21 protein-coding genes are annotated in these 23581 nt (G+C 62.7%); 13 read left to right on the forward strand and 8 right to left on the reverse strand.

Annotated elements, in window-relative coordinates:
- Nucleotide 1: 1 nt before the first annotated feature.
- Both L2D14_04385 and ccrA read right to left on the reverse strand, forming a co-directional pair.
- The gene (locus L2D14_04385) at nucleotides 2–1675 is read right to left on the reverse strand and encodes an acyl-CoA dehydrogenase family protein (GenBank protein ID WNK00663.1); all 1674 of its coding nucleotides are present in this window, start codon (nucleotides 1673–1675) and stop codon (nucleotides 2–4) included.
- 137 nt (nucleotides 1676–1812) lie between these two features.
- The gene (gene ccrA, locus L2D14_04390; protein ID WNK00664.1) at nucleotides 1813–3093 is read right to left on the reverse strand and encodes a crotonyl-CoA carboxylase/reductase; all 1281 of its coding nucleotides are present in this window, start codon (nucleotides 3091–3093) and stop codon (nucleotides 1813–1815) included.
- 299 nt (nucleotides 3094–3392) lie between these two features.
- Here ccrA and L2D14_04395 point away from each other — a divergent pair, with 299 nt between their 5' ends.
- Nucleotides 3393–5366 (forward strand): protein meaA, encoded by a 1974-nt coding sequence (locus L2D14_04395; protein WNK01647.1) that lies wholly within the window; start codon nucleotides 3393–3395, stop codon nucleotides 5364–5366.
- Nucleotides 5367–5447: 81 nt separating this feature from the next.
- Here L2D14_04395 and L2D14_04400 read toward each other — a convergent pair whose 3' ends face one another.
- Nucleotides 5448–5873: a hypothetical protein gene (locus L2D14_04400; GenBank protein ID WNK00665.1), complete on the reverse strand. Its 426-nt coding sequence runs from the start codon at nucleotides 5871–5873 to the stop codon at nucleotides 5448–5450.
- Between the two features lie 192 nt (nucleotides 5874–6065).
- On the opposite strand from L2D14_04400, the gene L2D14_04405 reads away from it, so the two are divergent.
- The 5 genes from L2D14_04405 (at nucleotide 6066) to L2D14_04425 (ending at nucleotide 10524) form a co-directional block, all read left to right on the forward strand.
- Nucleotides 6066–6461, forward strand: coding sequence for a VOC family protein (locus L2D14_04405; GenBank protein WNK00666.1), 396 nt, complete (start codon nucleotides 6066–6068; stop codon nucleotides 6459–6461).
- Nucleotides 6454–7710, forward strand: a complete 1257-nt coding sequence (locus tag L2D14_04410) for a CoA transferase (protein WNK00667.1) — start codon at nucleotides 6454–6456, stop codon at nucleotides 7708–7710. Before L2D14_04405 ends, L2D14_04410 begins: the two co-directional genes overlap by 8 nt.
- A complete protein-coding gene (locus L2D14_04415; protein WNK00668.1) occupies nucleotides 7707–8633 on the forward strand; it encodes a hydroxymethylglutaryl-CoA lyase in 927 nt (308 codons plus the stop codon). The genes L2D14_04410 and L2D14_04415 overlap by 4 nt, the downstream gene beginning before the upstream one ends.
- 189 nt (nucleotides 8634–8822) lie before the next feature.
- Entirely contained in the window at nucleotides 8823–9683 is an 861-nt protein-coding gene (locus L2D14_04420; GenBank protein WNK00669.1) for a LysR substrate-binding domain-containing protein, read from the forward strand.
- Between the two features lie 67 nt (nucleotides 9684–9750).
- Nucleotides 9751–10524, forward strand: a complete 774-nt coding sequence (locus tag L2D14_04425; GenBank protein WNK00670.1) for a sulfite exporter TauE/SafE family protein — start codon at nucleotides 9751–9753, stop codon at nucleotides 10522–10524.
- Nucleotides 10525–10527: 3 nt separating this feature from the next.
- Here the strand turns inward: L2D14_04425 and L2D14_04430 are convergent, their stop codons facing one another.
- Nucleotides 10528–10752, reverse strand: a complete 225-nt coding sequence (locus tag L2D14_04430) for a hypothetical protein (protein WNK00671.1) — start codon at nucleotides 10750–10752, stop codon at nucleotides 10528–10530.
- A 73-nt stretch (nucleotides 10753–10825) separates the two neighbouring features.
- Nucleotides 10826–12868, reverse strand: coding sequence for an aminopeptidase P family protein (locus L2D14_04435; GenBank protein WNK00672.1), 2043 nt, complete (start codon nucleotides 12866–12868; stop codon nucleotides 10826–10828).
- A 221-nt stretch (nucleotides 12869–13089) separates the two neighbouring features.
- Between L2D14_04435 and L2D14_04440 the strand changes: the two genes are divergently transcribed.
- On the forward strand, nucleotides 13090–13461 hold the full coding sequence (locus tag L2D14_04440; GenBank protein WNK00673.1) for a DUF1127 domain-containing protein: 372 nt from the start codon (nucleotides 13090–13092) through the stop codon (nucleotides 13459–13461).
- A gap of 88 nt (nucleotides 13462–13549) precedes the next feature.
- Here L2D14_04440 and L2D14_04445 read toward each other — a convergent pair whose 3' ends face one another.
- Nucleotides 13550–13900 carry a hypothetical protein gene (locus tag L2D14_04445; GenBank protein ID WNK00674.1) on the reverse strand — a complete coding sequence of 117 codons (351 nt, stop codon included), beginning with the start codon at nucleotides 13898–13900 and terminating at the stop codon, nucleotides 13550–13552.
- Between the two features lie 2 nt (nucleotides 13901–13902).
- Complete coding sequence (locus L2D14_04450) at nucleotides 13903–14478, reverse strand: TlpA disulfide reductase family protein (protein WNK00675.1); 576 nt, start codon at nucleotides 14476–14478, stop codon at nucleotides 13903–13905.
- 121 nt (nucleotides 14479–14599) lie between these two features.
- Here L2D14_04450 and argH point away from each other — a divergent pair, with 121 nt between their 5' ends.
- The 4 genes from argH to L2D14_04470 are packed head-to-tail and all read left to right on the forward strand — an operon-like array spanning nucleotide 14600 to nucleotide 20255.
- Nucleotides 14600–16021 (forward strand): argininosuccinate lyase, encoded by a 1422-nt coding sequence (gene argH / locus L2D14_04455; GenBank protein WNK00676.1) that lies wholly within the window; start codon nucleotides 14600–14602, stop codon nucleotides 16019–16021.
- Between the two features lie 28 nt (nucleotides 16022–16049).
- Nucleotides 16050–16319, forward strand: coding sequence for a hypothetical protein (locus L2D14_04460; GenBank protein ID WNK00677.1), 270 nt, complete (start codon nucleotides 16050–16052; stop codon nucleotides 16317–16319).
- 25 nt (nucleotides 16320–16344) lie between these two features.
- Nucleotides 16345–17640, forward strand: coding sequence for a diaminopimelate decarboxylase (lysA, locus tag L2D14_04465; GenBank protein WNK00678.1), 1296 nt, complete (start codon nucleotides 16345–16347; stop codon nucleotides 17638–17640).
- The gene (locus L2D14_04470; protein ID WNK00679.1) at nucleotides 17637–20255 is read left to right on the forward strand and encodes a TIGR02302 family protein; all 2619 of its coding nucleotides are present in this window, start codon (nucleotides 17637–17639) and stop codon (nucleotides 20253–20255) included. Before lysA ends, L2D14_04470 begins: the two co-directional genes overlap by 4 nt.
- A 133-nt stretch (nucleotides 20256–20388) precedes the next feature.
- Here L2D14_04470 and L2D14_04475 read toward each other — a convergent pair whose 3' ends face one another.
- Nucleotides 20389–21630: a DUF3426 domain-containing protein gene (locus tag L2D14_04475; protein WNK00680.1), complete on the reverse strand. Its 1242-nt coding sequence runs from the start codon at nucleotides 21628–21630 to the stop codon at nucleotides 20389–20391.
- A gap of 102 nt (nucleotides 21631–21732) precedes the next feature.
- Between L2D14_04475 and ftsE the strand changes: the two genes are divergently transcribed.
- Both ftsE and L2D14_04485 read left to right on the forward strand, forming a co-directional pair.
- Entirely contained in the window at nucleotides 21733–22695 is a 963-nt protein-coding gene (gene ftsE / locus L2D14_04480; protein ID WNK00681.1) for a cell division ATP-binding protein FtsE, read from the forward strand.
- Nucleotides 22696–23580 carry an FtsX-like permease family protein gene (locus L2D14_04485; GenBank protein WNK00682.1) on the forward strand — a complete coding sequence of 295 codons (885 nt, stop codon included), beginning with the start codon at nucleotides 22696–22698 and terminating at the stop codon, nucleotides 23578–23580.
- The last annotated feature ends 1 nt before the right edge of the window (nucleotide 23581 follow it).

A 23581-nucleotide genomic window follows, 5' to 3' on the forward strand; every position in this document is an offset into this window, starting at 1 on the left:
ATCAGTTCCTCCCTTCGAGGAGGCCACGGGCGATGACCTGCGCCTGGATTTCCGCCGCGCCCTCGAAGATGTTGAGGATGCGCGCATCGCACAGCACGCGGGAGATCGGGTATTCCAGCGCATAGCCGTTGCCGCCGTGAATCTGCAGCGCCCCGTCGGCGTTCGACCAGGCGACGCGGGCGGCCAGCAGCTTGGCCATGCCGGCTTCGATATCGCAGCGGCGCTCGCTGTCTTTTTCGCGGCCCGAGAAATAGGTGATCTGCCGGGCGATCATGGTTTCCACCGCCATCCACGCGATCTTGCCGTGCACGCGCGGGAATTTGTAGATCGGTTTGCCGAACTGAATACGGCCGGTGGCGTACTCAAGGCCCAGCTCCATGGCGTTCTGCGCCACGCCGACGGCTCGCGCCGCGGTCTGTATGCGGGCACTTTCGAACGTCGCCATCAGTTGCTTGAAGCCCTGGCCTTCCTCGCCGCCCAGCAATTGTTCGGCGGGCACTTCCATATTGTCGAAGCCAAGCTCGTATTCCTTCATGCCGCGATAGCCCAGCACCTCGATCTCGCCGCCGGTCATGCCGTCCTTCGGGAACGCATCGTCCTCAGAGCCGCGCGGCTTTTCGACCAAAAGCATCGACAAACCCTTGTAGCCGGCTTCGTTCGGATCGGTGCGGACCAGCAGCGTCATCATGTCGGAGCGGCTGGCGTGCGTGATCCAGGTCTTGTTGCCGGTCACTTTATAGGTATCGCCGTCCTTGATCGCGCGGGTCTTGAGCGAGGCCAGATCGGAGCCGGTGCCGGGTTCGGTGAACACCGCGGTCGGCAGGATTTCACCCGACGCGATCAGCGGCAGGTAATGTTCTTTCTGCTGGTCGGTGCCGCCGAGCCGGATCAGTTCGGCGGCGATTTCCGAGCGCGTGCCCAAGGAGCCGACGCCGATGTAGGCGCGGCTGAGTTCCTCGGTGACGACGCACATCGCCATCTTGCCGAGCCCGAGGCCGCCGAAGTCTTCCGGCACGGTCAGGCCGAACACGCCCAACTCCGCCATCTGTTCGACGATCTCGATCGGGATCAGCTCGTCCTTGAGATGCCACTCGTGGGCATGGGGCAGAACCTGTTCCTCGGCGAAGCGGCGGAACTGGTCGCGGACCATGTCCAGCGTCTCGTCGGACAGGCCGGGGGCACCGAAATGATTGTCCTCGATCAGTTCGGCGATGCGCGCACGCACGGCACCGGTGTTGCCAAACGTCTGCAGGGTCTGCACCGCGTCGCTATGGAACGCATCCATTTCGGCGGCGCCGATGCCGATGTCGCCGGGGCGGATCATCTCGAGCTGGCTGATGGCGATGCCGCCGGCAAGCTGGCTCAGGTATTCCCCAAACGCCGCCTGCACCATCAACTGTTCAAGCTCACCGAAACGGCCTTCGGCGTCGAGCCGCTTGCCCCATTCGAGCATCTGGCGCAGGCCCTCGACATAGGTCGCGACCCAGGCCAGGCCGTGCACTTCGGTCTGGTATTTTTCGACCAGCGGGCCTTTGACGCGGCCGTCGACGACGACCATTTTCTGCAGATGCTGACGGGTTTCGGCGAAAAGCTGTTCGGCTGAGGGCAGCGCGGCCGCCGTCAGTTCCAAAAGACCCTCGATCAACGGCGTATCCGAATTGCCGCTCGCGTCCATATTATCTTTCCCCATCGGTCCCCACCGCAATGCTGATGCCGGTTTCGGCGTTTATTGCGGCTGCAGGTTATCGGCCAACGTTCGTTCCGGCAAGACGCCGGCTGAGCATATGCCGACCGTCATGTCGGTGGCCGCACTTACCCCTCGATGCAATCTTCGATCGTGCGGCGGCCCGGTTTCTTGGCCTGTACCAGTACCGCCATGTTGCCCGGCTTGTGCTGGTTCTTGAGCATCTTCATGTGCGCGGCCGGAATATCGTCCCACGAGAACACTTCCGACATGCACGGGTCGAGACGCCGTTCGACGACCAGATTGTTGGCCTGGCTGGCCTGCATCAGGTTGGCGAAATGGCTGCCCTGAATACGTTTCTGGCGCATCCACACGAACCGTGCGTCCATGGTCAGGTTGTAGCCGGTGGTGCCGGCGCAGAACACGACCATGCCGCCGCGTTTGACGACGTTGCAGCTGACCGGGAAGGTGGCTTCGCCCGGGTGTTCGAAGACGAAGTCGACATCGTTGCCCTTGCCGGTGATGTCCCAGATTGCCTTGCCGAACTTGCGGGTCTCTTTCATGTAGTCCTTGAAGCCGTCGCCGTTGACCGGCGGCAGTTGGCCCCAGCAGTTGAAATTCTTGCGGTTGATGACGCCCTTGGCGCCGAGGCTCATGACGAAGTCGCGTTTGTCTTCATCCGAGATCACACCGATGGCGTTGGCCCCCGACACGGCGCAAAGCTGCACCGCCATGGCGCCGAGCCCGCCGGACGCACCCCACACCAGAACATTATGGCCGGGGCGCAGGATGTGCGGGCGGTGACCGAACAGCATCCGGTACGACGTCGCCAGCACCAGCGTGTAACATGCACTTTCTTCCCACGTCAGATGCTTCGGGCGTTCCATGCACTGGCGGTCCTGGACGCGTGCGAACTGCGCGAACGAGCCGTCCGGGGTCTCATAGCCCCAGATGCGCTGCGAGGTGGAAAACATCGGATCGCCGCCGTTGCATTCCTCGTCGTCGCCGTCGTCCTGGTTACAGTGCACCACGACCTCGTCGCCGACCTTGAAACGCGTGACCTTGGAGCCGACCGCATAGACGACGCCCGACGCATCGGACCCGGCAATGTGGTATTCGGCCTTGTGATAGTCGAACGGCGAGATCGGCGTGCCGAGCGCGGCCCACACACCGTTGTAGTTGACGCCGGCGGCCATCACCATGATCAGAACGTCATGGCTGTCCAGCTCGGGCGTGTCGACGACTTCGACCTGCATGGCGGTATCCGGATCGCCGTGGCGTTCGCGGCGGATCGCCCACGCATACATCTGCTTCGGTACGTGGCCGAGCGGCGGAATTTCGCCCAGTTCGTAAAGGTCCTTCTTCGGCAGGTCCGGATGTAAATCGATGATTTCTGCGGCTTCGGTCATTTGGTTCGTCCCCTGTCGTCGCTCAGTCGCGTATTGTTGGCTCAACCGCCGCATGCCTCCCGAACGTGCGGACGATCCCCGTTTGCAATTGCAAATTTGTTGCAATGCAATATCAGGCATAGACGGATTTCGCTTTCTTCGCAATGCACAATTTGCTACGTTGCAAAAAAATTTTCCGCATTTTTGAAATAAAATTACGCGGAAGTGATATTTGTGGATTGTTATTGTTCAGGGGCTTCGGGTTAATGACAGAAAATTACGTTGCGGGTAAAAATGACGTTGCTGCAGATGCTAACGAAATGGCCCACGTGAAACCCGACCGCCCTTGGCTGTTCCGCACCTATTCGGGGCATTCGTCGGCGGCCGAATCGAATAAGCTGTACCGCGCCAATCTGGAAAAAGGCCAGACCGGGCTTTCCATTGCCTTCGATCTGCCGACCCAGACCGGTTACGACAGCGACCACCCGCTGGCGCGCGGCGAGGTCGGCAAGGTCGGTGTGCCGGTCAGCCATTTGGGCGACATGGAAGTGCTGCTGGACGGCATTCCCTTGGACAAGATGAACACGTCGATGACCATCAACGCGCCGGCGGCGTGGTTGCTGGCACTTTACGTGGCGGCGGCGGAGCGTCAGGGCGTGGCCCGCGACCAGCTTTCCGGCACCGTGCAGAACGACATCATCAAGGAGTATCTTTCGCGCGGCACCTATATCTTTCCCCCCGCGCCGAGCCTGAAACTGATCGCCGACGTGGTCAGCTTCACGTACCGCGAGATTCCGAAATGGAATCCGACCAACGTATGTTCGTATCATCTGCAGGAAGCCGGTGCGACGCCGGTGCAGGAACTGGCCTACGCGCTGGCCATCGCCATCGAGGTGCTGGACCGGGTCCGCCCGCTGGTCCCTGCCGACGAGTTTCCGACCGTCGTCGGACGCATCAGCTTCTTCGTCAACGCCGGCGTCCGCTTCGTCACCGAGATGTGCAAGATGCGCGCCTTCACCGAGCTGTGGGACGATATCTGCCGCGAGCGTTACGGCGTCGAGGATGCGAAGCTCAGACGATTCCGCTACGGCGTGCAGGTCAACTCGCTGGGCCTGACCGAGCAGCAGCCGGAAAACAACGTCTATCGTATTCTTTTGGAAATGCTCGCCGTGACGCTTTCGAAGAACGCCCGTGCGCGCGCCGTGCAATTACCGGCATGGAACGAGGCACTGGGGCTGCCGCGCCCGTGGGATCAGCAATGGTCGCTCAGGTTGCAGCAAATCGTCGCCTATGAAACGGATCTTCTGGAATACGGCGATCTGTTCGACGGCTCGCCGGTGATCGAGGCCAAGGTCGCCGAACTGAAGGCCGGCGCGCTGAAGGAGCTTTCCGTCATCGACGGCCTGGGCGGCGCCGCCGCCGCGGTCGAGAATTCCTACATGAAGCGCCGCCTGGTCGAAAGCAACGCACGGCGCCTGGCGGCCATCGAACGCGGCGAGCAGCCGGTGATCGGCGTCAACCGCTACACCGATGGCGAACCCTCGCCGCTGACGGCGGGCGACGGCTCGATCATGACCGTCGATGCCCGTGCCGAAAAGGAACAGATCGAACGTCTGGCGGCGTGGCGGGGTGCGCGCGACGACGCAAAGGTCGAAGCGGCGCTGAGCGAATTGAAAGCCGCCGCCACCGAGGGGCGCAACATCATGGAACCGTCCATCGCGTGTGCGCACGCGGGCGTGACGACCGGCGAATGGGCGGCGGTGCTCAGGGACGTTTACGGTGAATACCGTGCGCCGACCGGCGTCGGAGGGGCGGCGCCGGGCACGCATGACGAAATGGCCGCGATCCGCACCCGCGTCGATCAGCTCGAGGACGTGCTCGGCACGCGCCTCAAGATGCTGGTCGGCAAGCCGGGGCTCGACGGGCATTCCAACGGTGCCGAGCAGATCGCGGTCCGCGCCCGCGATGCGGGACTGGAAGTCGTCTACGAAGGCATCCGCCTGACGCCTGATGAAATCGTGCAGGCGGCATTGCAGGAAGGCGTGCATGTGGTCGGACTGTCGATCCTGTCCGGCTCGCACGTGACGCTGGTCGCCGATATCGTCGCCAAAATGAAAGCCGCCGGCCTCGCGGATGTCCCCGTTGTCGTCGGCGGCATCATCCCGCCGGATGACGAGAAGCTGTTGCTGAAAAGCGGTGTCGCCGCCGTCTACACGCCGAAGGATTTCGACCTGACGCGGATTCTCGACGGTATCGTCTCGATCGTCGAGGCGGCCAACCAGCAGGCGGCTTAGTTTCTGCCTGAACGATAAACACAACCGTCATCCCAAAACTGATTTGGGATCCGTGTTAGCTGATGTGATGAGGGCCTTTGCCTATTTGCGTTTCGGCACGATGACGCTGATCGGGCCGTCCTTGATGCCTTTGGCGTCGGGGTTTTCGACCACCGGCTGCATGGCTTCGATCAGAAACCGCATGACGCCGTTGCGGCGCAGTTTGAGGATCGGTGCCCAGCTTACGAACAGGCCGCCGTTGACTTCATAACTCATGATGTCGCCGTCATCGGATGCGGCATTGATCGCCTGGGCGAGGTCGTCGGACGCGCCGACATAGACCCACTGCGGCTTGACGCCGGAATGCCAGATCACGAAGACACCGCCGTAACCCTGCAGACCTTCGGCCCTGGTATCGAGGTGGCTGAGTCGAAAGAACTTGCCCTGTTTATTGCGCTCCCATTTCGGATCGATCGGAGGGCCGCTGTATGCCGGGGCCGGTTTTTTCTTTTTGAATATGCCGAACATTTTTCCTGCTCACACTCATATACGTAAAGTCGGTTACGTAAAGTCGGTCTACCGACAATGATAATTATTAAAACCGGCTTCGTAAAAAATAGATAAACCTTATGAACTTTCGTGTTTTGCGAAAATACTTTTCTCTATTTACGATTTTGCGAAATCTCTGGAATACCGTATTTTACGGCAAAGGAGAGGTTCATGAAAATCGACCGCATCGACCATTTTGTGCTGACCGTCCGGGACATCGGCGCCACGTGCGATTTCTACGAACGCGCGCTCGGTATGCAGCGCGAGGTGTTCGGGGAAGGGCGCACGGCACTTAAATTCGGGCGCCAGAAAATCAACCTACACCCGGCCGGGCGCGAGTACGAGCCAAAAGCGCGTAACCCGTCGGCCGGCGGTGGCGATTTCTGCCTGATCACGCGGACGCCGATGGACGATGTCGTCGATCACCTCGAACGCGCAGGCGTTGAAATCGAATTGAGTCCCAGTGCACGAACCGGCGCCACGGGGCCGATCAACTCGGTTTACTTTCGCGATCCTGACGGCAACCTGGTCGAAATTTCCAACTATGCGGATGAAATAGATGCCTGAGAAAAGCACAGCGGACAGCAACATTACCGGGCCCCTCTCGGGACTTCGAATTCTCGAGTTGGGGCATTTCATCGCCGCGCCGTTCTGTACGCGCGTGCTGGCCGATCTCGGCGCCGACGTCATCAAGGTCGAACCGCCCGGCCGCGGCGACCCGGTGCGTACCTGGGGGGCGATCCCCGAAGGCGAGAAATCCTCGGTCTGGTGGTCGGTGCACGGACGCAATAAGCGATCCGTCACGGCCGATCTGAAAAAACCCGAAGGCATCGAACTGGTCAAAAAGATGATCGAACACGCCGATGCGGTGGTCGAGAATTTCAAGCCCGGACAACTGGCGAAGTGGGGGCTGGGCGTCGAAGACATCGCCGCCGTCAACCCGGAAGCGATTGTCGTGCAGATTTCGGGCTATGGACAGACCGGCCCCTATCACAAGCGCGCCGCCTTCGGTGTCATCGGCGAGGCGGTCGGCGGGCTGCGCCATCTGACCGGCTATCCGAAAGAGGTTTCCGACCTGCCGCCGGTACGCACCGGGGTCTCCATCGGCGACAGCATTGCCGGGCTTTACGGTGCGATCGGCCTATTGGCGGCGCTGTTCGAAAAGAACGCCGGGCGCGGCCGGCCCGGGCGGACCGTCGATGTCGCGTTGACCGAGAGCATCCTCAGCATGCTCGAAGGCTGCCTGCCGGAATACGGTTATATGAATACGATCCGCCAGCCGCACGGCTCGACCATTCCGACCGCCGCACCGTCGAGCGCATATCCGTCGAAGGACGGGCGCTGGTTCCTGATCGGCGCCAACTCCGACACCCTGTTCGCCAAGCTCTGCCATGTGATGAAGCGCCCGGATCTGCTGGAGGACGTTCGCTTTGCCGACAACCCGAGCCGGGTCAAGCACATGCCGGTACTGGATGCGGAGATCGCCGGGTGGACCTGCCGCTATCCGCTGGAAGAACTGGAAAAAATGATCTCGGACGTCGATATCCCGTCGACGCGGATTTACGATATGGCCGACGTTGCCAAAGACGAGCAGTTTCTTGAGCGCGGCATGGTGCGTCCGGTCGACGATCCGCGCCTGGGCGAGGTTCTGCATCCGGGCGTGGTGCCGATGATGGCGAATGGCGATGGCGCCACGGACGACGGCATCCGTTGGGCCGGTCCCGGCGTCGGTGAACACAATGAACAGGTTTTGCGCGATTTGCTCGGCATGGATGGCGCCGAGATCGAACGCCTTAAGAAGGAGGAAATCATATGAGCAGCAAAGAAGCGGTCATTCTGTGCGATGTCGCGCCGCGCGACGGTTTTCAGGTCGTCCCGACCTGGATTCCGACCGAGACCAAGGTGCGGATTATCGAGGGGCTTGCCGCCGCCGGCATGAAACGGATCGAGGCCGGGGCCTTCGTCAGTCCCAAGCATGTGCCGCAGATGGCCGACACCGCCGAGGTGCATGCCACCGTCAAGGTCCCGGCCGATGTCGCCCTGACGACGCTGGTGCCGAACCTGCGCGGCGCGGAAAATGCGCTGGCCGCCGGGGTTGCGGACATCGGGTATGTGTTCTCGGTCTCGGAAAGCCATAACAAGTCGAACGTGCGGCGCCCGGTCGCGGCGTCCATCGCCGAGCTGGGCGAGGTCATTCAGGCCGGACGCGATCACGACGGTTTCAAGCTGCGCGTCAACGCCGCGACGTCTTTCGATTGTCCGTTCGAGGGCCGCGTCCCCGAGGACGATGTTTATCGCGCCATCGAACAGGTGCTGGCCTTCGGCTATCCGGTCGAGATCGGTTTGTGCGACACCACCGGCCGCGCGCTGCCCGATCATGTCGGCGCGCTCTGCGCGGGCGCCATCGAGCGCTTCTCGGATGGTGTCGTCGGCTGGGCCTATCACGGCCACGATACCTTCGGGCTCGGCGTCGCCAATGCGCTCTATGCCTATGAAGCCGGGGTCCGGGTGTTCGATGCTTCTGTTGCCGGGCTTGGCGGCTGTCCGTTCGCGCCGGGTGCGACCGGCAACACGGCGAGCGAGGATCTGGTGTTCACGTTCGAGCACATGGGCATCGCCACCGGCATCGATCTGGCAAAGCTTCTCGATGTCGCCGAGGAAGTGGCGGCACTGCCCGACACCGATACCGGCGGGCATATCCGCATCGTGCCGCGCGCGCGCGTCCTCGACGCGGCGTGATGGATTGCCCCTCTCCCTGTCCCTCTCCCAAGGGAGAGGGGACCCACGGACAGCCACCCCTCTCCTTGGGGAGAGGGTGGCGCTTGTCCCGGACTTGATCCGGGACGGGCGCCGGGAGAGGGGGCGCCTTGCTGCCGGCAAGCATAAGGAGACGACGGTATCGACTTCGATCTGATCACGCTCCGGCTTTTGGAATCGGCGGTCCGGCTGGGCTCGATCTCGGCCGCCGCCAGTGAGCAGAACATTGCCGTTTCCGCCGTCAGCCGCCGTCTCAGCGACCTCGAGGTCAGGCTCGGAACGGCGGTGCTGTACCGTAAGGGCAGGGGGGTTGAGCCGACGCCGGCGGGCAGCGTGTTGCTGCGCCACGCGCAGAACCTGCTCGGCCTCGCCGAGCGTGCGGCGGATGAAATGTCGGACTTCGCCCAGGGCAGCCGGGGACATGTGCGCCTTGCCGCCAACCCGTCGGCCATCGCGCAGTTTCTGCCGGATGTGCTGGCGGCCTTTAAAACCGGGAACCCGAACATCAAGATCGCGCTGAACGAGGCGGTCTCGGACGTTATCGTTCAGCAGATCCGTGACGGCCTTGTCGATGTCGGTATCTTTTCAGCCGCCGTCGATCATGAAGGGATCGAGACGTTTGCGTATCGCAGCGACCGACTGTGCGCCATCGTGCCCGAAGATCATCCGCTGGCCGACAGGGCCCAGGTGGCGTTTCGCGAAATCCTGCCTTACCCGCATGTCGCGCTGGCCGACGGCAGCTCGCTGTTCGCATTGATCGCCGGATTGGCGCGCGAGCAGGATGCGGAACTGGACGTCGCCGTCAGCGTGCGCAGTTTCGACGGGGTGCGCAGGATGGTGGCGCGCGGGCTGGGCATCGCCGTTCTGCCGGCGGGCGTTACCGAGCCTTATTCAAAAAGCGACGGGCTTCGGGTGATCGATCTTCTCGATGACTGGGCGGCGCGTGCCTTCCTGATCGGCGTGCGCGAACGCAAGGCACTGTCACGTCCGGCGGAGCGGTTTGTCGCGCACTTGCTGGCGGCGGGCGCGTAGGTTTTCACGCGTGCCAACGCGGGCGCGGTTTGCTAGATGAATGGACGTCATTTTCTCGGAGGCTTCCTTGGACAGCATCGTCAATATTCTGATCGCCGGCACCGGCCTCGATCTCTGGGGCTTCGCCCTCATGTGCGCGGTGTCGTTCGCCGGCAGTTTCATCGCCGCATCGCTGGGACTCGGCGGCGGTCTTTTGGTGATGGCGACCATGGCGTCGCTTTTACCGCCGCAGGTGCTGATCCCGCTGCACGGCATCGTGCAGCTTGGCTCCAACGCCGGCCGTGCGGCGATGCTGCGCGGTCATATTCTCAAGCATGTGGTGCCGCCGTTTCTGATCGGTACCGTGATCGGCGCCTTCATCGGCGGCAATCTGGTGGTCACGCTGCCGACCGCGGTCCTGCAGATGGTGCTGGGCGCGTTCGTGCTGTACGCCACGTGGGGGCCGAAGATGAGGACCCGCTCACCGGGCAAGCGGGCGTTTTTCGGGATCGGGCTTTTCGGTGCGCTGGCGACCATGTTCGTCGGCGCCACCGGGCCGCTGGTCGCGCCGTTCGCCGCCGCCGCGTCGGAAAAGCGCCAGGAAGTGGTGGCCACGCACGCCACCATGATGACCATTCAGCACGGCTTCAAGATCGTCGCCTTCGGTGTTCTGGGATTTGCCTTCGGGCCGTATATCCCGCTGTTGTGCGGTCTTCTGGCGTTGGGCTTCGCCGGCACCTGGGTCGGCAAGCATACCCTGAACGCGTTGCCGGAACGGGCGTTCCGCATTGCGCTCAAGACCATCATCACGCTTTTGGCGATCCGCCTGCTGTTCGTCGGCCTGACGAAGCTGGCGGCCTAGCGATCATGCCGCCTTCGGGCGGTGCTGGGCCAGATGCCGAAGACCGGCATCGGTGATGGCGACCATCTGATGACCGTCCGCATAGCGCTTTTCGATAAACCCGGCATCGATGGAATCTTCCCAGACCGTGAGGCGCGGGCATGAGGTGCGCCACGCATCCATGACGTCCTCGTAGGGTCTGGGTGCAGGCTTGAGCCATTCAAGAAGATCAAGAACCAGATCGTTCATTTTACCCTCCTTGTTCCGCCGGATATTTTAGAACAAAGCGCACGCGGGGCAAAGAGGCATGCTGCCAGCCGGTTCAGCGGCTAGGCAGCTTGAGCGGCTTGGTCGCCTTTGTGAGCCAGGCGCGGACCGGCTTGTCGAGTTGCTTTTCCAGCGATTTGCGGACCCACGCGTGATAATCGTTGATCCATTCGGTTTCGGCACGACTCAGTAATTTGGGCTCGATCAGGGCGAGGTCGTAAGGCGCACACGTCAGCGTCTCGAAGCCGAGGATTTTGCGCTCCCAGCCCTTTTGCGGTTTGACGGTTTTCACCATCACCAGATTCTCGATGCGGATGCCGTACCCGCCGGATTTGTAATACCCCGGTTCGTTGGAAATGATCATGCCGGGCGCGAGCGCGACCGTGCTCGGGTGCTTGGAAATGCGTTGCGGGCCTTCGTGCACGCCGAGATAGCTGCCGACCCCGTGCCCGGTGCCATGTTCGTAATCGAGACCGATATCCCACAGCGGCTGGCGCGCCAGGGTGTCGAGCTGCGAACCGGTGGTGCCTTCGGGGAAAACCGCGCGGCCAAGCGCGATATGACCCTTGAGGACACGGGTATAGCGATCGCGCATTTCCTGTGTCGGCTTGCCGATGGCGACGGTGCGCGTGACGTCGGTGGTGCCGTCGAGGAACTGGCCGCCGCTGTCGACCAGCAGCAACGAACCTTTCTTCAGTCGCGCGCTGTTCTTTTCCGATGCCCGGTAGTGCACGATGGCGCCGTTGGAACCAAACCCGGCTATGGTCTGGAAACTGTGTCCCATGTGCTGCTCGAGTTCGGCGCGAAGGGCGTCGATCTTTTCGCCGACATCCCATTCCGTTGCCTTGGCGCGCAGCGCCGACTTTTCGATCCAGTAAAGGAAATTGGCCAGCGCAATGCCGTCGCGCAGGTGCGCGCCCCGCATGCCGTCCTGCTCGGTCTTGTTCTTGCGCGCCTTCATGGCCTGGGTCGGGTCGGGCGTATTGACGATGTCGGCACCGGCAAAGCGCAGTGTCATGGCGATTTTCGCCGGCGCGTTGCCGAGATCGACGCCGACCTTGAGGCCGCGGCTGCCGAGATGGCCAAGTTCGTCGTTGAGCGCTTCCGTTTCCATGACGACCACGTCGTCGCCAAGGTGGCTTTGCAGTCCCGGACTCATTTTGCGCGGGTCGGTGAACAATTCGATGCCGCCACGGGCATGGACGATGGCATAGGCCAGCGAAACCGGGGTGCACGGCACATCGCGACCGCGCACGTTGAGCAGCCAGGCGATCGCGTCCGGCGCGCTGAGGACCAGGGAATCCAGCCCGCTGTCGGTCATGACATCCTGCAGCGCCTTGCGCTTTTTGGCGGACGCGGCACCGGCAAAGCGCGACGGATGCGCCACCAACGGCGTGATCGGTGCCGGCGGCTGACCGGCCCATACGGCGTCGATGGGATTGTCGGGCTGCGCCACCAGATAGGCGCCGGCACGGGTGCAGACGGTCTCCAGGCGGTCGCGTTCATTGTCGGTGATCAGCCACGGGTCGAAGCCGACGCGCATACCGGCGGAAATGTTGTCGGCCAGCCAGGTATGCATCGGTGTGGCGGCGCTGTGGTGCGCCTCGAACAGTTTTGTGCTGACCTGCTTTTTGACTTGCAGGGTATAGCGGCCGTCGACGAACACGGCGGCCTTGCGGAGCATGACGACGCAAGACCCGGCGGAACCGGTGAACGCGCTCAGCCATTGCAGGCGCTCTGAGCGCCGCGCGACGAATTCACCCTGATGTTCGTCGGCTTTGGGCACGATGAAGGCATCGAGATCGCGCCGCTTCATCTCGGCGCGGAGCGCGGCAATGCGGTCCGGATCGGTGCTGCGCCGCTGCAGGCCGTCGTCGAGCAATGTCGATTTGATACGGGCATTGAGTTCGCTGAGCGCCGCGATGACATCGTCGCCGCAATCGGGGGCGATCAGGGATATCCAGGCATCGTCATCATCGCAGGCGGGAGAAGCGAGCACGCCGCGCAGGATTTCCCGCGCATTGACCATATCGACCCGTGCCCCGTTGTCACGCAACAGGTGATCCAGATCCCGGTCAAGCTCGCGTCGATCGGTCATAGCGGGAGGCTAGGGCCGTCACAGCAATGACGCAAGTGTTATCTTATTTTGCATAGCTTGTGACGTGAATCACCTCTGAGTTATGCGCCTGTAGCATGCCAGATACGCAAAAACACCGCTTTTTGCACTGCAACATAAAGCGTAAATACGTCTCAGTGAAACAAGGGCGACGCGGACAGAGCTGCGCCGGCCTGATCTTCCAGAACGAAGGAACAGGTACTATGACAAACCAAATCAACCCGACAGCCGGCCTGCCGCTTTTCGAAACCAGCCATGACGCCAGCAGCGTCAATGTTCAGGCTATTCTTGAGCAAGCGAAGGTCATGCGCGGTCGCGTGCTCGGCGGCATGCTGAGCAATGCATTTGCTGCGCTGATGTCTGCGATTCGCGCACGGCGCACGGCACACACGCTCGATCAGCTCAGCGACGCCGTTCTGGCCGACATCGGCATCGAACGTTCGCAGATCGCCTCGATCAGCCGCTCGCTTGCCGATGGCACGTACATTCAGCCGACGGCCGAAGTGACCGTTCTCGCACCGGCCGAAGCCGCGCACAAAGACGACAAGCAGCCGGAATTGCCGCTCGCGGCCTAACGGTTCTCCCCGATGGCTCTCCCAGCCAAACGACGATAAGACGGCGGCTTTCCCCTCCCGGAGCCGCCGTTTTTTTTATGTTTCCGTCTTATTTGACGATCGGTCGATAGCCGAGCCGGCGCATGCACGAAGCAAATGTGCGTTCCTGAAAACGGGCCAGATCGTAGCTGCTGATCGATGAATTGTAGCTGGAAAGCCCGCCGCCGAGATTATCCGCCGGTGCGCTTGCTGTCGGCAGGCCGGCTTCGCGGTCCGTCTCGCGCCGCGCATAGCGCCGGCATTCGCCGATATCGTCGGACCAGGCTTCGCGGGGCAGGCTCGGGTGCTGCCAGTTGGCGGGGCTTCGCTTTTGCGCGCAGCCGCTCAGCCCGATGCCGAGGCCCAGTCCGAGCGCGCCGATCAGCATCAGGGCGCGGGCGGGTTTGGTCCGGATCGCCACCCTCAAGATCCTTCGGGGCCGATGCAGCGTTTGAAATAGGCGATGCTTTCCGCGGTGTCGTATTTATGCAGCCCGACGATGCGCGCCACTTCCCGGCCTTTCGGGTCGATCAGCAACGTTGTCGGCAGGCCGCGGATGCCGAGCGCGCGCGTCGCATCGTTGTTGGCAATATGCAAAGCCTCGAGATTGTCGATCTTGTAGCGGGTGAAAAAATCCGCGATGACCTTGTGGCCGCCGCGGTCCATGGACACCGCCAGCACGTCGATTCCCGCCGGTGCGAGTTCTTTTCTGATCGCGTCCAGCTCCGGCATTTCCCGGACGCACGGTACGCACCAGGTGGCCCAGAAGTTGACGATCACGCCGCGTCCCTTGAGACTTTGCAGCGTCAGTTTGCCGCCGTCGGCTTTGCTGAATTCCAGCGCCGGCGGGATTTTCGCCTCGGCGGCCGGCTTGAGCGCCTTGAAAGCATTGCCGTCGACCGCGCAGCGCGCCGCATGATCGCTTGCAAGTGCAGGGAATATAAGGAAAATCACGCCGACGAGTGACACGGCCAGCATGCGAATACGGATTGGGGCCAATATCCCGTTCCGGGTTTGTGGCCGGGTTAGTGGATTGAAAAACCGGGCGTACATGCGCAGTCCTTGTCGTAGTATGATGTTCACGCGTTAGCATATGTAAGGCGAAAAAGGCAGGAATGCCATGACCGAGAAAAAGAACCAGAACAAGCCGGATACTGCACAGGGCACCAGCGCCATGTGGGGCGGGCGTTTCAGTGCCGGGCCGTCGGCGGTCATGGAAGCCATCAACGCCTCCATCGACTTTGACAAAAAGCTCTATGCGCAGGATATCGCGGGCTCAAAGGCGCACGCCCGGATGCTGGCGGATCAGGGCATCATCGCATCGGCCGATGCCGATGCCATCGCCAAGGGGCTGGATGACATCCAGGCGGAAATCGAGGCCGGCACGTTCGAATTCAAGACCGCGCTCGAGGATATCCACATGAACGTGGAATCCCGGCTGCGCGAACTGATCGGCGATGCGGCCGGGCGGCTGCACACGGCGCGGTCCAGAAACGATCAGGTGGCGACGGACCTCAAGCTGTGGGTGCGTGACGCGCTCGACGGCCTGGATCGCGATCTCAAGGCTTTGCAGGCGGCGCTGATCGATCAGGCGGAACGCCATGCCGATTCGGTCATGCCCGGCTTTACGCATATGCAGACGGCGCAGCCGGTCACGCTCGGCCATCATCTGATGGCGTATGCGGAAATGCTCGGCCGTGACCGCTCCAGGGTGACGGATGCGCGCGCACGGATGAACGAAAGCCCGCTCGGTGCGGCGGCTTTGGCCGGCACCTCGTTCCCGATCGACCGGGACGCGACGGCCCGGGCACTCGGCTTCGAGCGTCCTGCGGCCAATTCGTTGGATGCGGTTTCCGACCGTGACTTCGCCATGGAATACATGGGCGTGGCAGCGATTTGCGCCGTGCACCTGTCGCGCCTCGCCGAGGAAATCGTGCTGTGGTGTTCGGATCAGTTCGGCTATGTGCGGCTGTCGGATGAATTTTCGACCGGCAGCTCGATCATGCCGCAAAAGCGCAACCCCGACGCCGCCGAACTGGTGCGGGCCAAGGCGGGCCGGGTGATCGGCGCGCTGAATTCGCTGATGATCGTCATGAAAGGCCTGCCGATGACCTACGGCAAGGACATGCAGGACGACAAGGAACCGGTATTCGAGGTCGCCGACACCATGGCGCTGTCGCTGGCGGCGATGACGGGGATGATCGAAGGCGCGGTCTTCAATGAACAACGAATGAAGGCCGACGCCGGCAAGGGCTTCTCGACGGCGACCGATCTGGCCGACTGGCTTGTCAGGACGCTGGCGATGCCGTTTCGCGATGCGCACCATGTCACCGGTGCGCTGGTGAAAATGGCCGAGGAACGGGGCTGCGGCCTTGAAGATCTGCCGCTCGCCGACATGCAGGCCGTCAATGCCGGCATCAGCGACGAAATCTTCGCCGTGCTCGGTGTCGACAATTCGGTCGCCAGCCGCAAAAGCTATGGCGGGACCGCGCCCGACAACGTCAGAGCGCAGATCAAAAATGCGAGAGCACGGTGGCTATAGGGCCTGAATGTGCTTTAGGATGGACGTCATGAACGGGACCAGAAAAATGCTTTGCCGGGCATTGCTGCTGACGGCGGTCGTCGCCATGTTACCGGGATGCGGCGTCAAATCGGCGCCGGCGTCGGTCGATGGGGCGGACTATCCGCGCGTCTATCCGGCGTTGCCGGCGGAAAACGTGCAGGCGGCGCCGCAAAAGCGCACGCAGAGCGGCGGCACGGTCTATACACGGCGCCCGGCGAAAGACGGTTCCGGCGTCTACACGCCACCGCCGCCGGCGACGGAGATTTTGGCCCAGTAAGGGTTTCCAGGGTTTAGGAACGGACGTGGATCATTTCAACTACAAGAACGGCGAGCTTTATGCCGAGGATGTCCGCCTGGCCGATGTGGCCGCGGCTGTCGGCACGCCTTTCTATTGCTATTCGACGGCGACGCTGGTGCGCCACTATACGGTTTTCACGGACGCCTTGGCTGGCCTCGACACGCAGGTCTATTTCGCCGTCAAGGCGAACGGCAACATCGGTGTGCTGGCGACGCTGGCCGCGCTCGGCGCCGGCGCCGACATCGTTTCCATCGGCGAGTTGCACCGTGCCAATGCCGCCGGCATTCCGGCCTCGAAAACGGTTTTCTCCGGGGTCGGCAAGACCGCCGAGGAACTGCGCGCCGCGCTTGAAGCCGGTGTGCATCAGATCAATGTCGAGTCGCTTTCCGAACTGCGCAGCCTGTCGGACATCGCGTCGGCCATGGGGGTCGCGGCGCGGATCGCCATCCGCGTCAATCCGGATGTCGACGCCAAGACGCATGCCAAGATCACCACCGGCAAAAGTGAAAACAAGTTCGGTATCGCCTGGGAACAGGCCGAAGAGGTGTTTGCCGAAGCCGCCTCGCTGCCCGGCATCGATGTCGCCGGGGTTGCCGTGCATATCGGTTCGCAACTGGTCGACCTGGCGCCCTATCGCGCGGCGTATACAAAAGTGCGCGGTCTGGTGGAGACGCTGCGCGCGGGCGGCCATGATATCCGTGTCGTCGATCTCGGCGGCGGGCTCGGCATTCCCTATGACGCCGAGGACCCGCCCAGCCCGGCCGAATACGGCGCCATGGTCAGGGACGTCATGGACGGTATCGGCTGCAAGCTGGCGTTCGAGCCGGGCCGCATGATCTGCGGCAACGCGGGCGTGCTGGTCAGCCGTGTCGTCTACGTCAAGGAAGGCATCGACCGCTCGTTCCTGATTCTCGATGCGGCGATGAACGACCTGATCCGCCCGGCCATGTACGACGCCTATCATACCGTGGTGCCGGTCCTGGAAGCCGGCGTCGGCGACAACATGGCGCCGGTCGATATCGTCGGGCCGATCTGCGAAAGCGGCGACACCTTTGCCAAGGGCCGCATGATGCCGAAGCTCGATCCCGGCGATCTGGTGGTGTTCCGCTCCGCCGGGGCCTATGGCGCGGTCATGTCGTCGACCTATAACGGCCGCGACCTGGTGCCGGAAATTCTGGTCAACGGCGCGGCTTACGAGATCGTTGCGGAACGGCTTAACATAGATGCTATGATGGCGCGTGAACACGTGCCTGCTTGGTTGACCCAATCCAACAACGCGCCGAAGGAGGCGAGTGGATGACGGAAACGCCAGAGAAGTCACCGGAAGCTTCATCCGGTGTCTCACGCTTGTCGTCAACGTTGCAGGCCGCAGTGCTGACGATCCGCTGGGAACGTCTTTGGCGTGTTCTCTGGGCTCCTGTCGCGACGGTCATTCTGTTTATCGGTGTTGCCCTGACGGATGTTCTGCCGGCGCTGCCCGATGCCCTGCACAGCATCGCGCTGGCCTTGATCTGTGTTCTTTTCGGCTATTCCCTGAAGGGGCTTTTGCAGGCCTTCGCACCGATCACCGGGGCCGAGGTGGCGCGCCGCGTGGAGTCCGCTTCCGGTCTCAGGCACCGGCCGTTGACGGCGCTGTTCGATACCCCGGCACAGGAAAAACTGAGCGCCGATGCCAAGCTGTTGTGGCGCGCGCACATCGAGCGCGCGCTCAGGCAGACGGAGGGGCTGAGCTATCCGGCGCCCCGCCCGGGGGTCGCCGGTCTCGATCCCTATGGCCTGCGCTTCGTGCCGGTGCTGGTGTTGTTCATCGGCGTGCTGATGGGCAGCGACGATCCGCTGTCCAGACTTGAACGCGCGCTGTCGCCAATCGGCGATGCCGCCGCTGCCGATGCGCTCAGCATCGATCTGTGGGTCACGCCGCCGTCGTATACCGGTCTGGCGCCGAGTGTTTTCAATAATATCGGCATCCGGACGGCAAAAAAGGATGACGGCGCCGCCGATACGGCCACTGCACCGAACCGGGCGCGCCCGACCCTGATCGTGCCGGTCGGATCGCAAATTCTCGTGCACGCCACCGATGCCGAACATCCGCCGTCGCTCGGCCTTGGCGCCAGCGCCTTTCCGCTGGCAAGGCTCGGTGACGAAACCAGCACGTCCTATAAACTGGAAATCGACGTCTCTGCCGAGGTTGCCGGTGCCGACAAGTTGACGCTGAATGTCGGCAAGTCGGTGCTGGCCGAATGGCCGGTGGTGATCGCACCCGACGCGGCGCCGAAGATCGAGTTCGAGCGCGCGCCGTCGAAGCAGCGCGACACGCAGCTCGAAGTGGTTTATCTGGCGTCCGACGATTACGGCGTCAAAAACGTCGACATGACGATCCGCCGCCCGAACGGTGTGCCGGTGCCGGGCGGCGAGGCCGAGATCCGTATCGAGGTGCCGTTGAGCGGCGACCGCCGGGACATTCGCGCGACGCACCTGCGCGATCTGTCGGCGCATCCGTGGGCCGGTCTGCCGGTGCAGGTAAAACTGATCGCCGAGGATACCGCCGGGCAGATAACCGAGACCGACAGCATCGAAGTCGTCTTGCCGGAACGTATCTTCAACCACCCGGTGGCGCGCAAACTGGCCGAAGCCCGCAAGACGCTGAACGATGCCGATCTGACATTGATGGAGATCGTCGCCAACGATCTGCACGAACTGTCGCTCTATCCGATGCGCTTTTTCGATGACACCGTCGCCTTTCTGGCGATCCGCACCGCCGCCGGTCGGCTCGGCTATGCGCATGACGTCGATGTCGTGCCGAGCGTGCAGCGTCTGTTATGGGAAACCGCGCTCAGGATCGAGGACGGGGAATTCGCACTCGCCGAGGCGGATCTGATGCGGCTTCAGGAAGAGGCGATGGAAGCGCTCCGCGACGGCAAGACCGGCGAAGAGCTTGAGCGCGTGATGCGCGAGCTTCAGGAGGCCATGGACCGTTACATGCAGGCCCTGGTCGAGCGCCTGCAGGAAATGGGTCTCGATGAACTGCCGCCGATGCCGGACCAGCCGCAGATGCAGACCCAGGACATCCAGGAGATGCTCGATAAGATCAAGGAAATGGCGGAAACCGGAAACCGCGATGCCGCCGAACAGATGCTGGCGCAGATGCAGCAGATGCTTGAACAACTGCGCCAGGGCCTGAAGATGCAGGATGCCAATCCGGCGATGGCGCAGGCCAAGAAGCTCATGGACGGGCTGCGCTCGCTGACCCAGGACCAGCAGGAACTGCTCGACCGGACTTTCAAGGAAGGCCTGACCCGCCAGGCGATGCGGCCGAGGCTCGGTCAACAAGGTCAGCAACAGCAGGGCCAACAGCAACAAGGCCAGCAGGGCCAACAGCAACAAGGCCAGCAGGGCGAGCAGCAGGCCGGTGAAAACGGCCCGCCCAACGCCGCCGAACAGGATGCGCTGCGCAAGCGCCTGGGCGAGCTGATGATGCAGATGGACGAACTGATGGGCCAGATTCCGCAAAATCTCGGCCGCGCCGAACAGCAGATGGAACAGTCCGGCAACAATCTGGGCAAGGGCGAGCTGGCCGATTCCGCGCGCAACCAGACACAGGCGATCGAGGAACTGCGCAACGCCACCAACCAGATGTCGCAGATGCTGGCGCAGCAGTTCGGCCAGCAGATGGGCATCGCCGGCGGCAACCGCCCGATGCAGGGTCAGGAAGGCCGCTTCGATCCATTCGGACGGCGGAACTCCAGCGAGAACGGTCAGGGCACCGCGGTCGAGGATTCCGACGTCCAGGTGCCGAACCGCATGGAGATGCGCCGCGCCCGGGAAATTCTCGACGAGTTGCGCAAGCGCTCCGGCGAACGCACCCGCCCGCCCCTCGAACTCGATTACATCGACCGGCTTCTGGATATTTTCTGAGGGTTATTCACTGCCGTCATTCCGGCGAAGGCCGGAATCCAGAATCAACTGGACATTCTCGCTGAGCGATTCTCACCGCCCTGGACCCCGGCCTGCGCCGGGGTGACGAGGGTGCTGCTTCAGTAGACGGAAATCAGTGCGCGGGCTTTTTCTCTTCGCCGTGGCTTTCACCGCCACGTTCGATGAACGTCACTTCGAGGCGCCGTGCCAGCGGGCTTGGGTCTTCGACCTGAATCTTGAAGCCGATCTGATCGCCGCCGGAAAGCTGGGTCTTCAGCGGCGCGGTGTTCGCCGACTGGACGAGCTTGCCGTCAAGATCGGAGAGCCGCAGTTCCAGCATCGGCACCGGGCGTTCCCGGTCCGAGATGTTGGCGATCACGCCCCGCACCACCAGTACGTCCTTGCCGGAGATCGATTCCCGCGTGCTTTTCACATCGTTGATCGACAGCCCGGCGCCCAGCGAATCGTCGTTGAGACCGATCATCGAATAGATGCCTTCGGTGGCGGGGACCATTTCAATGATCGTTTCCTTGAGGAAGACCGCAGCCCCGATGACGCCCAGCAGGACAACCAGCACGGCCGCGAGAATGATCTTCAGCGCAGAGCCCTTGCCGTCGCCTGCGCTGCGGCCCCGGCCGGCGTCCTCATCCTCGTCATCGTCTTCGTATTCGTCGTCGCCGGTTTCCTCGGCGGTGAAAACCTGGGGAATCGGCTCCGGTTCCTCCAGATCGTCGAAATCTTCGATGTCTTCGACGTCATCGTCGTCGCCGCCTGGGCTGTCGACCATGGACCCCAGGCCCGGCGAATCGTCGTCGTCGTCATCGCCGAACATCGCCTCGATGTCTTCCGACGACAGTTCATTGTCATCATCGTCGTCATCGGTGGCGAAGACGGCCATCGGGTCTTCGTCGGCGTCATCTTCCATATCCGGAAGGGCGACGTCTTCTTCTTCAACCTCGTCCGGCTCGGGCGGCGGCGGTGGCGGTGCGGCCGGTTCCGGCGCGGGCGGGGTTTGCTGTCCGTCCATCGGTGCGCCCGGCGCCGGGTAGCCTTCCTGCGGCGGGTAGCCGGGCTGCGGCGGGTAGCCGGGCGGCGGCGGGTAGCCGGGCGGCGGATAGCCGGGGTAACCCTGCGGCGGCGGGGGCGGATAGCCGGGATAGCCCTGCTGCGGCGGATACGGATAAGGTTGCTGCGGCGGCGGTGCTGCGTGTTGTGCAGCGCCTTGCGGGCGCATCGGCGGCGGTGGCGGATCGGCGACCGGGCGTTGGTGCCAGGTGTTGCCGCAGTTCGAACATTTGACGGACTTGCCTTCCGCCCCCAGCTGGGCGGGAGTCACATTGTAGCGCGTCGAACAATTCGGGCAGGATATAAACATACGCGACCGGCCAGTTAAGACTTCAACGTTTATAAGCGCTGCTGATTCACCACGCAAGCGAACGCACGCAACCGGCGTAAATCCTTTCGGCGGTGCAACAAAATGCCGATGCTGGACGGATGGCGTTCGCGCGTGGCATTGTCGGAACATTATCGCGGACGCCGGCTGCTCGGCCATGCGTCCTACACCTTGAACGAGCCGCAGGTGCCGGGGTTGTCAAAAGGTAACATCGCACGTTTCGAAAATGTCGGGTTGCGCTACGGGCTTGGTCCGGAAGTGCTGCGCGACGTCACGTTTACGCTGGATTCCGGGTCGTTTCATTTTCTGGTCGGCGAAAGCGGCGCCGGGAAATCGTCGCTGCTGAAACTTTTGTATCTGGCGCTGAAGCCGTCGCGCGGCCTGATTTCCCTGTTCGGGGCCGACATTGCAACCACGCCGCGGCCTCAACTTCCCGCATTAAGGCGACAAATCGGCGTTGTTTTTCAAGAGTTTAGGCTTCTCGAGCATTTGTCGACGTTCGACAATGTCGCTTTGCCGCTGCGCGTTGCCGGGGTTCGGGAATCCGACGTCAACCGCCACGTCACGGAGCTGCTCGAATGGGTCGGCCTGAAGGATCATATGAAATCGCGGCCGCCGACGCTGTCGGGCGGACAGCAGCAACGGGTCTCCATCGCCCGCGCCGTGATCGCCCGGCCCAAGCTTCTGCTTGCCGACGAGCCGACCGGCAATGTCGATGACCGCATGGCGCTCAGGCTCATGCATCTGTTCGAGGAACTGAACCGACTCGGCACGACGATCGTCGTTGCGACCCACAACATGGCGCTCGTCGACAGCCTCGGTTATCCGGTTATGCGCCTCGATGCCGGGGACATGAGTGTTGTCGAAGGCAGCGGAAACAAGTCGGCGGCACGTGAATGGCGCGAATCGCGCGAATCGGCGCAGTCCAATGCTCAGGCAAATACACGGGCCGAAGCGAAGGCCCAGGCACGCGCCCGGCGCGAACGGATGCGCGGCGAAACCGACGACGCGGACATCGATCCGCCCGGCATCGAGAACTTCCTCTAGATGCTCGGGGTCAAGCGATCAGACCTGCCGCTGGACAAGGACGCGCACAGCCGCTTCCTGCCGTGGCTTATTGCCTTCATGGTTTTCCTCGCCGTGCTCGCCATCGGCGGCATCCTGGTGCTGAACGCCACCGCGTCGCGCTGGGACCAGGGGGTCGGCGGCACGCTGACGGTGCAGATCGCGGCGACCGAGGATGCGGCGCGCGATCAGAACAATCTGCAAGAAGTGCTGAACGTCATCGCCGCGCAATCGGGCATCGAGCGCTACATCGTGATCGAGGAAGAGCGCATGCTGGCGCTTCTGGAACCGTGGCTGGGCAGCGCCGCGGAAGCGGGCGATCTGCCGTTGCCGAAACTGATCGATGTCGGCCTCGCCGACGAAGCGCAATTCGATCTCAAGGCATTTACCCGCGCCCTGCAGCTGCGTGTCCCCGAAGCCACCGTCGACGATCACCGCATCTGGCTGCAGCGCCTCGTCAATCTGATCCGGACCGTCGAGCTGATCGCGCTGGCGGTGCTCGTCTTCATCGCGCTGGCGACCATGGGGACGGTGATTTTCACGACCCGGACCGGGCTTGCCGTGCACAAGGAAGCGATCGAGGTTCTGCATCTGATCGGCGCGCAGGACAGTTACATCGCCGGCCAGTTCGCCGGGCGCGCCATGATGCTTGGGCTGAAAGGCGGCCTCATCGGTCTGTCGCTCGGCCTGCCGGCGCTGCTGGCGGTCGGCTATCTGGCGGAAAGCCTCGAGGATGCGGCCCTGCCGAACCTCAGCTTCGGCATTATCGAATGGGCGATTTTCGCGGCGATTCCGCTCAGTGTGGCTTTTCTGGCGATGACCACGGCACGCTCGACGGTGCTGCGTTCGCTCGCACGGATGCTCTGAG

This window comes from Thalassospiraceae bacterium LMO-JJ14, from assembly GCA_021555105.2.
Lineage (GTDB): Bacteria > Pseudomonadota > Alphaproteobacteria > Rhodospirillales > Casp-alpha2 > UBA4479.